The 12,865-nt window shown below is 55.9% G+C and carries 7 protein-coding genes; 3 read left to right on the top strand and 4 right to left on the bottom strand.

Going from position 1 to position 12,865, the window contains the following annotated elements; genetic code table 11:
• Nucleotides 1–125: 125 nt before the first annotated feature.
• Nucleotides 126–1,142, bottom strand: a complete 1,017-nt coding sequence (locus SMB34_RS16530; RefSeq protein WP_037991707.1) for a 1-aminocyclopropane-1-carboxylate deaminase — start codon at nt 1,140–1,142, stop codon at nt 126–128.
• A gap of 179 nt (nt 1,143–1,321) precedes the next feature.
• Between SMB34_RS16530 and SMB34_RS16525 the strand changes: the two genes are divergently transcribed.
• Nucleotides 1,322–1,810 carry an Lrp/AsnC family transcriptional regulator gene (locus tag SMB34_RS16525; protein WP_037991704.1) on the top strand — a complete coding sequence of 163 codons (489 nt, stop codon included), beginning with the start codon at nt 1,322–1,324 and terminating at the stop codon, nt 1,808–1,810.
• 21 nt (nt 1,811–1,831) lie between these two features.
• Here SMB34_RS16525 and pbpC read toward each other — a convergent pair whose 3' ends face one another.
• The 3 genes from pbpC to gor all read right to left on the bottom strand — a co-directional run bounded on the left by pbpC (nt 1,832) and on the right by gor (nt 10,557).
• Nucleotides 1,832–3,943, bottom strand: a complete 2,112-nt coding sequence (pbpC, locus tag SMB34_RS16520; RefSeq protein ID WP_156962694.1) for a penicillin-binding protein 1C — start codon at nt 3,941–3,943, stop codon at nt 1,832–1,834.
• Between the two features lie 18 nt (nt 3,944–3,961).
• Nucleotides 3,962–8,995, bottom strand: coding sequence for an MG2 domain-containing protein (locus SMB34_RS20735; RefSeq protein WP_167332778.1), 5,034 nt, complete (start codon nt 8,993–8,995; stop codon nt 3,962–3,964).
• Nucleotides 8,996–9,195: 200 nt separating this feature from the next.
• Nucleotides 9,196–10,557: a glutathione-disulfide reductase gene (gor, locus tag SMB34_RS16510; protein WP_037991703.1), complete on the bottom strand. Its 1,362-nt coding sequence runs from the start codon at nt 10,555–10,557 to the stop codon at nt 9,196–9,198.
• Nucleotides 10,558–10,798: 241 nt separating this feature from the next.
• Here gor and SMB34_RS16505 point away from each other — a divergent pair, with 241 nt between their 5' ends.
• The gene (locus SMB34_RS16505; protein WP_037991700.1) at nt 10,799–11,218 is read left to right on the top strand and encodes a DUF4870 family protein; all 420 of its coding nucleotides are present in this window, start codon (nt 10,799–10,801) and stop codon (nt 11,216–11,218) included.
• A 110-nt stretch (nt 11,219–11,328) separates the two neighbouring features.
• Nucleotides 11,329–12,768, top strand: a complete 1,440-nt coding sequence (locus tag SMB34_RS16500) for a deoxyguanosinetriphosphate triphosphohydrolase (RefSeq protein WP_051682351.1) — start codon at nt 11,329–11,331, stop codon at nt 12,766–12,768.
• Nucleotides 12,769–12,865 lie beyond the last annotated feature (97 nt).

The following is a 12,865-nucleotide window of genomic DNA, read 5'->3' as shown; positions in this document are numbered from 1 at the left end:
GAAGCCATAACGGCTTCCCCTTTGCGTTCCACCACCCCATCCTCGAGGGAGAGCTGTGGGAGACCAAATTCCCGCCAGAACGGGAATGACAGGATGGCGCGGGTGCAAGGGTTGTGAACGGCCAGTCAGCCGTTTCGATAAAGGTAACTATAGGCATTGATCGCCGGCACACCGCCAAGATGGGCGTAGAGGACTTTGGACCCCTTGGGGAAATAGCCCTTTTTGACCAGATCGATCATGCCCTGCATCGATTTGCCCTCGTAAACCGGGTCGGTCATCATGCCTTCAAGACGGCCACACAGGCGAATTGCCTCGTTGGTTTCATCTGACGGCACACCATAAGCCGGATAGGCGTAATCTTCGATCAGGGTGATGTCGCGATCCGAAATGCCGCCTTCAAGTTCGACCAGATCGGCGGTTTTCTGCGCAATCGCCAGAACCTGCGCGCGGGTCTGTTCGAGGGTACCCGACGCATCAATGCCAACCACCTTATCCGCACGGCCATCGGCGGCAAAGCCGACAGCCATCCCGGCATGGGTGGAACCGGTCACAGTGCAGACCACGATATAATCGAATTTAAAGCCAAGCTCGGCTTCCTGGGCGCGGACTTCCTCGGCAAAGCCGACAAAACCAAGACCGCCATATTTATGCACCGATGCCCCGGCCGGGATCGGGTAAGGCACCCCGCCCTTGGCCTTCACATCCTCAAGGGCGGCTTCCCAGCTTTCGCGAATGCCGATATCAAAGCCCTCATCGACCAGCTCGATCTCCGCCCCCATGACGCGGCTCATCAGGATGTTGCCGACCCGGTCATAAACCGCATCGTTAAACGGCACCCAGCTTTCCTGCACCAGACGGCATTTCATGCCGATCTTGGCGGCGATGGCCGCAACCTGCCTTGTGTGGTTGGATTGCACACCGCCGATGGTGACAAGGGTATCGGCCCCGGATTTGATCGCATCGGGGATGATATATTCCATCTTGCGGACCTTGTTGCCGCCAAAGGCCAGCCCGGAATTACAATCCTCGCGCTTGGCATAAAGTTCGACATCGCCGCCAAGATGGGCGGAAAGACGCGGCAGGGCCTCGATCGGGGTCGGGCCAAAGGTCAGTTTGTATTTTTCAAATTTATCCAGGCGCATCGCGCACTCCCTGATTTGCAGAACGACATGGGAAACGAACCTCATGAAGGGGAAATGCTACCGCCAACCGCGTGAAAGGTGTTCTCGAACTTCGCACCAATTTTTCACGCGAAGCTTTCATCGTGCGTCAAAATATGCCTAGAATTTCGAAAACTTATAGAATTCCGGAAGGTCCTTTCATGACGCAGCATGCCAATCCCGCGAATGCCAGCCCGATAGACCGCATCGATCAAAAGATTCTGCGCCTGCTGCAAACTGACGGACGAATGGGCAATGCCGATATCGCCAAACGGGTCAATGTCAGCCCGGCCACCTGCCACCGCCGGATGCAACGCCTGTTCGAAGAAGGATATATCACATCCATCCGCGCCCAGATCGCCCCGGACAAGGTGGATCGCGCCGCGCTGGTGATGGTTGGTGTGGTACTGGACCGCTCAACCCCTGACAGCTTCGCCGCATTCGAAACCGCGTGCCGGAAACTTCCGTTCATCCTTGATTGCCATCTTGTGGCGGGGGATTTCGATTACTTCCTGAAAATCCGGGTCCGCGACATGGCCGATTTCAATCACCTGCATGGCGATCAGTTGATTGCGCTTCCCGGTGTCCGGCAAACGCGAACGTTTTTTGTGATGAAAGAGGTGGTCGACAATGCACCGCTAGCGTTTTGACCAAGAACAAGATCAACAGAGTTAGTGGTCGGACGGCAACGCTGTACGAATGGTGATGCGGCGATGGTGCGCTGCTCCCTGACGATCAAGCACGGTGATATCGTAAAAACCCGGTGCATCGGGCATCCAGTTTACGGTGCGTTTCCAAGGGTCGGAAACAAGCGGCACGCCATTGATGATCCAGATCAGAGGGCGCAGGCCGTTGCGGGCACGCAGCGGCACGCCGCGCTGCTGAATATCGCCGAGCAGGAAAACCGCATCCTCGGCAGGGGAAATGATATCAAGGCCGTTGGCAGCCTGTTTTGTTGTGCCCTTCTGTTGACGCGAAAAGTCCTTAAGAAGGTCGGGCGGCGGGGCTTTCCAAAGGTTAAAGGCCGCTTTCCTGGCCGGTGACAAAGGCGGACGAGGGAGTTTTTCAAACACGGAAAACAAAATGGGGGCGGCAGCGCCAAGGCCGGTTTGGCCCGGTATCGGTTGCCCGGATGCCTTCCCCACCCAAACGCCAACGGTATAATCCCCCGCATAGCCAAATGCCCAAGCATCGCGATAGCCATATGAGGTACCGGTTTTAAAGGCAATCGGCGTGGCATTGGTATTGTCCGACGATTGCCAACGATATCCCGCAGGACGCGGCGTATTTTGCAAAATACCCGTGATCCAGTTTTGAGTTCGAACTGAAAACATATCGCTGTCGGACAGGCACGGAACGGGCGCCCGATCACGCAGATATTGCAACGGACAGTTTTTACGATCCGCAGCCAGTGCCCGATAAAACCCGATCAGGTCTTCAAGGCGCACGCCAACCCCGCCAAGCGCCATGGCAAGATTGGGACTTTGCGCTTCACCGGGCAACCGCATTTCAAGGCCATTTCGGCGCAAGCTTTGCGCAAACCGGATCGGGCCATATCGTTCAAGCACCTTGACGGCCGGGATGTTGAGGCTAAATCGCAGGGCGTCGGCAATGCTGACCTGACCATATTCGCCGTGATCGAAGTTGGTCGGGTGGTAACTGCCATCGGCAATTTCCCGATCCCAGATCATGGTCTGGGGATGGGTCTGGTGATCATCAAATGACAGGGCGTAGATGAACGGCTTTAACGTTGATCCGGGGGAACGGATGGCGCGCGTCATATCGACGAACCCGTGACTGACCCGATCCAGATAATCGCGAGCCCCCAGATGAGCACGGACCTTTGACGTGCTGTTTTCAACAACCATAATGGCCACAGAACGTTCGGAGGCCTGATCCGCACCGCGAAATTCAACAAGCTTTTGAAGGTCAGCCTGAAGGGCCGGATCAATCGTCGTGACGATACGGGTCCGATCGCGATTGGCTGCGACCAACCGTTCGGCAAGATGCGGGGCAAGCATCGGCAACGGATATTGCGCAACAGGCAAAGGTTCCGCCAAAGCTTCGATATAATCGGCCCGGGAAATGGCATTCGTTAAATATAGCCGATCCAGCACCTTGTCACGGGCAGCACGCGCCGTTTCGGGAAAACGATCCGGGCGCAGACGGCCGGGCGATTGCGGCAGCACGGTAAGCAAGGCCGCCTCGGCAATTGTCAGGTGATCGGGTTCTTTGCGGAAATAGACATGGGTGGCACTTCGAATACCTTCGACACGCCCGCCAAACGGAGCCAGCGTGACATACATATCAAGGATTTCCGTTTTGGAATAATGGGCTTCGAGTTGGATGGCACGCAGCATTTCGACGATTTTTGATAGGATCGTGCGATCACGCGGCTCCAGAAGGCGGGCAACCTGCATCGTCAGTGTTGATCCGCCCGACACGACATGCCCTGCCCGCACCCATTGCCCGACGGCGCGGATAAGGGCCAGCGGATCAACGCCAAAGTGACTGTCAAAACGGCGGTCCTCATAGGATTTCAGAAACCGGATATATTTCGGATCAATTTCCGCAATCCGCGTTTCCAGCCGCAGCAATCCATCGGCGGTGCCAAAAACCCGCAACGGGCGGCCATTTTCACCTTCAACCACGGTTGAAAGATCATCCAACCGGGAAAGATTGGGCGGGAAAACCCGATCAAGCCCCCACAGACACGCCATTGCCAGCAGAAAACTGCCGACAATGATAGAAGCGCGTCCGGGTTTGGGCCATGTCAATGTCACGGCGGATGTCTTTCGCGGTTAGTTGATCGGTTTGACCACAAGCGAGGACACCGCACCACGGGCGAAGAAGGCCGGTTTGTACATATCTTCGATATAAGGTGCCGGAAGAATATAGGTCCCCGGCGTCACCGCACGAACAACGTAAGACAGGCGGAAATCGGCTTTCTCGTAACGCCCATAGCCGCCACTGCCAATATTGATCGAGGCGACGAACCGGTCATCACGTTCGGCGCGGAAATCGGTCCAGGAGACGTCATCGGGGCCAAGAGAAAGCTTGCCATCCAGTTCAGGGAAATGCGCGTTGCTTTCAATTTCAAACCCGGCAGGCAGCAAATCCACCACCAAGGCACGGTGCGACAGTTTGGCCGTACTTTTCCCCGACAGAACCACAATCAAGCGATCACCGGTTTTGACATTTTCCAAAGAGGCCGGTTTGCCATCAAGATCAAAATATTGGCGCTTGATCGACAGGTTATGGGCCTCTGGTGCCAGTGGGCTGGCCGGAATGCCGGTAACGGACCAGCGGGCAAAAACCGTGTGATCCCCGATATTTTCCACCTTGTATCCCGGTGTCACAAGTTCGGGCGGCAATGTCAGGCGATAGCTTCGCGCCGGTTCCATGTCTCGTCCGTTCAGACGCAGGGAAACCAGTTGGCTGGCATCTTTGGTAATGCTGGTCGCCGCCTGCAACAGCCAGCCTTTTTCCTGGGTACTTGTATAGCGTTCCTGATCGGATTGTTCGGTGACAGCCCGCAAAAGTGCCAGGCGTTCCGTTTCGCTGGCAAAGATTTCCTTTGGCAGGGTCAGGATTGCCGACAGATCGCGCAAGGACGAGCCGAAGCTGTGATAATAGCGCCCGGTCGAGCCAAGATTTTGAAGGATGTCATCCATTGAAACCGGATCGGCGTCCGCGCCAACCGTCACCAGGGCGGCATTCACCTGAGCGCGCGCCAGCGACCCGATGCCGGTATTGAGCAGTTTTTCCGCTTCGTATTTCAGGTTCGACACGGAATACCGATCATTGCGCGCCAGCACCAGCACCATATAGGCGCGTGCTTCGGGCGGGTATTGTTCATAGCGCACAACGTCCTGCATCCAATCCAGCGCATCATCAAAACGGTCATCCAGCACGGTATATCCGCGCGCACGCGCGGCCGTGAGGAAATCGGTGGCGTACGCGGTCAGCCACGGTTCGGGATCATTATGGCGATCCCAGAAACCGAAACTGCCATCGCCGCGCTGCTTGGCAAGAATGCGCACGATGCCGTCACGGATTTTGTCGTCCAGACCGGCCGCATCGAAACGGACGTCATTCCAGCGTGACTGGGCATCCCCAAACGACAGCAACGGGAACGCCCGGCTGGTGGTTTGCTCCAGACAACCATAGGGATAGCGATCAAGTGCCGTGATCAGGTCCTGAACCCTGATTTCGGGAACAGAGGACAGGGTCAGGTTCATATTGACCGTTTCAGGCAAATACTGACCGAGGATGTCAGCATTGAAATCAAGGACATCACCCGCGGTCAATTCCGCCTGCGCGGTGTGGTTTTCCCAAGGCTGGGCAGGACGGACTTCCATATCCCACTGGCGCTGCTGGCGGTAGCCATCCGGCCCGGAAACATCAAGTGTCAGCGTTCCGACACCGATCTTTCGCGCGGCAATGTCAAATGCAGTTTCAATTTGCTGGCCCTGCAGCAAAACACCGTTCCAGTCGGGCTGGGCGATGGAAAATTCATCACTGGCCGACAAGCGGGCGTGATAATCGCCAGCCGGACCGCTTAGATTTTGCAGACGCAGAGCCACATTGGAGACATCCCCCGGTGCCTGAAAACGGGCGGGTAAAAGTTCGGCGACAATCGGGGCACGTACCAGCATATTTGCCGCCCCACCACCGGTGGCTGTTTTGCTATAGGCTACGGCAAAGAAACGCAGTTTGCCGTTAAAATCAGGCAGATCAAACTGTGCGGTCGCCACACCGTTTTCATCGGGTTTCAAGGTATCACTGGCCAGTGCCACCGATTTGAATACGCGGGCACGCAATGACCCCAGATTCCCAGAATCCGTTTCATCCCCCCCGGACCGGATCGTTCCGGCATCCCCGGATTGCGGGGCGATCAGATGACCATAAAGATCATAATAGCCAAGTTGCAGATATTGTTGTGCCAGCAGATCAAGATCAGGGCGTGGTGTCCTGAAACCGGTAAGACGCAGGATGCCTTCATCAACGGCAAAGACATTGACGCGCAGGTCTTCATCACCAACCACCTCGCCGGAAACCGTGACCGGCACCGAAAGATGACTGGATGGCAGGACTTCGTCGGGCAGGTCAAAATCGACTTTCAATCTGTGGCTTTCACTGTCAAACGAAATCCATTTGGCCCCGACGGCACGGAACGGACCGTGCTGATCGGTATCAAGCCCCGCACGATAGGCCGTAGCAAGAACATAGGCGCCGCTGCCCCATTCCGCGCGGACAGGGATACTGAATTCCGTGCCATCCGCCGAAAGATCAAATTCCTGACGCCACAGAATGTTTTTGTGGGCAACCGTTACCTGAAGTCTGCCTTCGAACGGTGCTTTGACAAAGCCATTGATCGTATCCCCCGGTTTGACGTCGTCGGCCTCAACCGTCAGGGCAAGCTGATCGGGGCGATCTGGGGATCGCCCGTTCGACCACCAGCCGACATGGAAGGTATGATCGGCCGCACTGCCGGTCTGGGTATCGCGAATGACCGCGCGATAATATCCCCAGTCATCAAATCCGCGATCAAACGAAACAACGCCATCCGGGCCGGTCGTGACGATTTCCCGATCAATGGGGATGTCGTATTTTTCGTAACTCGATTGCCAGCGACCATCCTGATAGAACCAGTTGTAATCGCGTTCCTCGCGGACCCATTCGATCTGCAATTCATGATTGGCGATTGGATCACCCGTGGCATTCAGCGCGATTGCATCAAATGTCGCGGCTTGCCCATAAGACAGGGTATCGCCATCAAAGCGGGCTCTTACACCAACAAAGGTGTCGCTATTGCGCAGCGGCAGATTGACGGTCGCCCGGCTGGGACGGCCATCGATATCGGCAACCTCGATGTTTAGCCGGACGCGCAGCGGCGAGGAAACATCAACCTCGTCAAAGGCCGGAACCTTCAGTTCGGCGTAACCACTGTCATCGCTTTTAACAGGGTCGAAAGCATTGCGGATTTGCGCCGTTTCCGATGCCAAGCCAAAATAATAATCGCCATAGGTCTCAAACGGTTTGTGATCAACCTGAAGCAAGGCATCCCCGCTGACCCGAAGGCCGCTTCCCGGGGCCCCAAACAGATAATCGGTTTGAACATCAACCGGCATCGATGCACCAAAGGCCATATAGGGGGCCGATACATGCGCGCTGACTTCAAGACGTTCGGGAACGAATTCCTCGACCTGAATTTCAAGATTGCCGATGGCATCCGCCTTTGGATCGCTATAGGCAGCAATCCGCCATTTCCCGGTCGCGGCAGCGCCTGAAATGGGGATATCGACACGCCCGCCGCCCAAATCATCAGGGGACTGAACGGTTTTGAAAACTTCCTTGCCATCGGGTTGATACAAAACAATGGTCAGGGGGATTTGGGCGCGCGCATTGGCCTTGTCGTCACGCAGCAAATAACCAAGCTTCACCGTCTCGCCCGGTCGATAGATACCACGTTCCGAGTACAGATAGGTTTGCAGCGGTTTGGGCGGCGCCTTGCCCGCGACACCATGGTCCGACAACTCCAGTGCTGGCTGGGTCAGCGAAATAAACGAAAAATCACCGTCTCTGGTTTCTGCGGTCAGATAGACCGCCTGTTTGCCGCCGGTGCCGTTTAACAATGCCCCCGAAAGGTCCGCCCAGCCATCCGCCCTGGTGACGGCTTCACCAAGTATTTCATTATTGCGGGCGACAAGCCGCACCGTCGCCCGCCCGACCGGTTCGGCCGATTTAAGGGACCGGACCTGAAGCGACAGGCCATTTTCGCCGCTATAGGCCGAAAGACCAAGATCGGTGACCACCAACCATTGGGTCGGCTGGTTGGCCCAGCTTTCATCCTGATCCGGATCGCTTGCGACCAGAACATAGAGCCCCGGCTTGAAGTCCGAAACCATATCGCGCAGGGGAATCTGGGTGACGACGTCCTGATCCGGACGATTGCGAATATCAAGCGTTCCAGACCAGATTTCCGCCCCGATATCATTGCCGATCTGGCGCATGTCCCAATTATCAAGTTCACGCGCCAGAAGATTGCGGGTCAGCGTCGTAACGATGTTTCGTTCCACAACGCGATAGAATTTAAGCGCCAAACGATCATGATTGACCGTTGTAACCGGCAAGACCGGCGTATCACTTTTTGGCAGGATATAGCTGTTTGTACCCAGCGAAATCGTGGCCCGGCGCGTTCCGACCTTCACATCGTGGCTGACATCCTCTGCCAGGGCAAAATCGTGGGGGCCTCTGAGGCCCTTGCGCAGGGTAACATTGGTGGTTTGCGAATGCGGAAGGCCAAACAGACACAGCGCGCCGTTGGAAATGCGCGCCGAATAGTCCCGTTTTGGCGACAATTCGATATAGGCACGCAATTCAAGATCCTGATCGGCACGCAATTCGTGATCAAACACAAAGCAGGTTTCGCTCACCGCTTTGTCCGATGCCACCGACACATTCTGAAGAACAATATCCCCGCGCAGCATTCCGGCAAGAACCGCAATCCGGGCATCATATTGCCCCGCAAGGCAGTCATGGATTTTTGCGGTTTCCGATGCGTCAAAACTGCAGGCGCGGTTGCGTTCCCAAAGCCAGCCCACCTGATCGCTTTCGATGCTGTTTTGCTGATCCGGGTCTGACATGGACATTACCGACTGGTAACGTCGCGCCATTTCAAGGTCACGTTTTGCCAGGTCTTCGTTCTGGCAGATCGCATGTTCAACAAGCGTTGATGCGCGTTCGCACGGGAAACTTGCGGCATAGATCACGGGCGTCTGTGACGGCCCCTTTTCCTGAGCAAGAGCCGTTAAAGCCGGCAAGGTAACCATCAAGAAAAAAAGGCCTGTCAGCCATTTCACGCAACGCATCCGAACCTCTGTATTTTTATTTTATTGGCAGAATTCTGATTTTTATCCTTCTGCACAATAAAGGTTTTTTGTGGTCCGTCGTCCAGCATAAACATCACACAAAAAAACAGGTGGTTTACGGGAAACCACCTGTTTTCAGAAGACTGGCCGGAAACCGGAATTTAGTCGCCAACCGGGAACCGCATGGTGACGAATTCTTCCGCCGCCGACGGATGCACCGCGACGGTCTGGTCGAACTGGGCCTTGGTTGCGCCCATGCGGACCGCAATGCCGATACCCTGGATGATTTCGGCGGCGTCCGGGCCGACCATATGAGCACCAAGAACGACGTCGGTGGTTTTATCGACGATGAGTTTCATCAGCGTTTTTTCATCGCGCCCCGAAAGCGTATGGCGCATTGGTTTGAAGGTCGATTTGTAAATGACGACTTCGCCCCCCTTCGCGCGGGCTTCTTCCTCGCTCAGGCCAACCGTGCCAACCGGTGGCTGGCTGAACACCGCGGTCGGGATGGCGTTATAGGACATCGACCACGGTTTGCCGCCAAATACCGTATCGGCGAACGCCATGCCTTCCTTGATCGCGACCGGGGTCAGTTGGACATGATCGCGGACATCGCCAACCGCATAGATATTTGGCACGCTGGTTTGCAGACCCGCATTGGTGATGATGGCACTATTATCCTTAAGCTCCACCCCGACCTCCTCAAGACCCATGCCATGGGTTTTCGGTTTGCGGCCGGTGGCAAACATGATGGCATCGACAACCTGATGTCCGCCGCCGGTCAGAGTCAGGGAAAGCGTCCCGTCGTCATTTTTGCTGATCGCGGTGACATTGGTGTTCAGCTTAAGGTCGATACCTTTTTTGACGATTTCCCGGGCCAGGTGTTCGCGAATATCATGATCAAAACCGCGCAAAATCTGATCGCCGCGATAGAATTGCGTCACCTGCGCGCCAAGGCCTGCGAAAATCCCGGCAAATTCAACCGCGATATAGCCGCCGCCGACAACGGCGATACGTTCGGGCAGATCGTCAAGGTGGAAGGCCTCGTTGGAGGAAATCGCGTGCTCGACACCGGGAATATCGGGCAGTGATGGTGTGCCCCCCACCGCAATCAGGATACGATCCGCCGTTACGGTTTTATCGCCGACGGCAATGGTGTGTGCATCCTTAAGCACCGCGCGGCTTTCGAACAGTTCGATATTCGATCCCGCCAAAAGCTTTTTATAGATGCCGTTCAGGCGATCAATTTCCGCATCCTTGTTGGCGATCAGCTTTTTCCAGCTAAAGCTGGGCTCGCCCGGAAGGGTCCAGCCATAGGCTTCGGCGTCTTCGAAATCCTCGGCAAAATGCGCGCCGTAAACCAGAAGCTTTTTGGGCACACAGCCACGAATGACGCAGGTGCCGCCAACGCGGCTTTCCTCGGCAATCGCGACCTTGGCCCCATAGCCAGATGCAACGCGTGCGGCCCGCACCCCGCCCGATCCGGCACCGATGACAAACAGGTCATAATCATAATCCGACATGCGGAAATCCTTATTTCTCGATCATTGTGATCATTGCGTGATATGGGGCCAAATGTAGGGCGGAAATCACAAGAGTCGAGGCAAAAGCCGCCCCTTTGCAATGAATTTCGTGTTATCGCGTTGAAAACCGCCCCGGAATGCCGGTTCACCCAGCCGAAGATAGCATTTGGTAATTTTCTTGCTATATGCTGAAAAGAGCCGGTGATTTGATGAACGGCCCCACAACACAGGAACAACGCCCATGAGTGACCGGATGACAGGTCAGGACGCATCGTTTGACAATGCCCCGCAATATGCAGATACGCGCGGCGGCAATACGGCTGTCGTCTGCTACGGCCTGATGATCGCGACGCTGTTTACCGCCTTTGCCACCGGTCTGATCGCGCTGATCGTTGCCTATGTCGCGCGCGAGGATGATGATCACTGGACCAACAGCCATTACACATTCATCATCCGCACATTCTGGATCAGCATCCTTTATGCGATCATTCTGGGCTTCTTCACCTTCGTGATCGGCTGGGTGCCGCTTCTGGGCTGGGCAATTGTCGGGCTGATGGCGCTTTATACCACCGCGTGGTTCATCGGGCGCAACGTGATCGGTCTTTTGCGCGCGCTTAACGGCAGCCCGATTGATAATCCGAAAAGCTGGTTCTTCGGATAAGATCACACTGATTTGGCGCAATCGGTTTTGTCCGATTGCGCCCGACTCCCCACCCCGTTAAAGTCGGCTTTGCGGACGCACACACGACACGGACAGGGAGTCGCATCGCCATGGGTTCGATGCAACCGGCCAAAATGCGCTGGGAAAATCTGCTTTCACCACACCGGCTTGATTTTCGGGATGGCAAGATCCGCCTGCCCGATGGCGATCCGCATCCAAGCCCGGATGGCAGAAGCCCGTTCCAGATCGATGTCGACCGGATCATTTTTTCATCCTCGTTCCGCCGCCTTCAGAACAAGACACAGGTTCATCCGCTTTCGGAAAATGACCATGTGCATACCCGCCTGACCCACACGATCGAGGTCGGATCGGTCGGGCAATCCCTTGGCCTGATGGCCGGTGCGCATATCGTCAAGCACCTGCCAACAGACAGCCCGATCACCATTGCCGATATCGGTTACATGGTGCAGGCCGCGTGTCTTGCCCATGATATCGGCAACCCGCCATTCGGCCATTCGGGCGAGGATGCGATCAATGAATGGTTCACCACCTCGCGCCTTGCCAAGGAAGAACTGACCGGGCGGCTGACCGGGCCGGAGCTTGAAGATTTGCGGCATTTCGAAGGGAATGCGCAAGGGCTCCGCATCATCAGCCAGCTTGAAATGAAGCGGTTTGATGGTGGGCTGAACCTGACTTACGGCACGCTTGGCAGCTTCATCAAATATCCGCGCAGCACATCGGTGCCCGATGCGCGCCGAAAGGAATATACCGGCCTGAAAAAGCCCGGATATTATCAGGCGGAACGCGACATTGCCCATGCGATTGCCAATGTTTGCGGGTTATCGCCGCTTGACGGGTTTGACGGGGCGTGGCGACGCCATCCGCTGGTCTATCTGGTCGAGGCGGCCGATGACATCTGTTATTCGGTGGTCGATCTTGAAGATGGCTGGGAACTTAATTGTGTCAGTTTCGAGCAGGTCGAACGTGCCCTTGCCCCGATTGCCCGCCACCCGGAAAAATATCCGGGTGATGCCGAAAAACGCTGGGCCGATTTGCGGGCCGAGCCGTGGTATGCCGAGAAATCCGAAGATGACCGGATCGGCTTTTTGCGCGGCAAGGCGATTGGCAATCTGGTGAAGGCGGCGGTTGATGCCTTTATCGCGCATGAGGACGCGTTGCTTTCGGGCACACTGGAAGGTGATCTGCTGGCCAATACGCCGCTTGGCGTGGATGCCAAAAACTGCAAGATGCTGGCGGTTGAGCGGATTTATAACGCGCCGCATGTCCTGCCGATTGAAATGGCCGGGTTCGAGGTGATCAATGGCCTGCTTGACAGCTTTGTCCGGGCGGCAATCGACATTGAAGAACATAAAACGCATGGCAAGCGCCTGCCGCCGCAGGCCGACCGGATCGACAAACTTCTGTCGGGCAAGCTGTCGGAAGCCGACGGGCTTTATGCCCGGATCATGCGGGTGATGGATTATATTTCCGGCATGACGGACCGCTATGCGGTGACGCTGTTTCGCAAACTTCAGGGCATTACGATTTAACGCGAAAGCCCGGCAGGTTCGCCCACATAAGACATTGATAAATATACCATTCTTGCCGAACTGAGCTTTGAAAAGGAACTTTTTCCGGTTTTCTGGA

The sequence above is a fragment of the Thalassospira permensis NBRC 106175 genome (assembly GCF_000714555.1).
GTDB lineage: Bacteria > Pseudomonadota > Alphaproteobacteria > Rhodospirillales > Thalassospiraceae > Thalassospira > Thalassospira xiamenensis.
The sequence above is the reverse complement of the archived record's forward strand: the minus strand, read 5'-3'. Positions and strand labels throughout refer to the sequence as shown.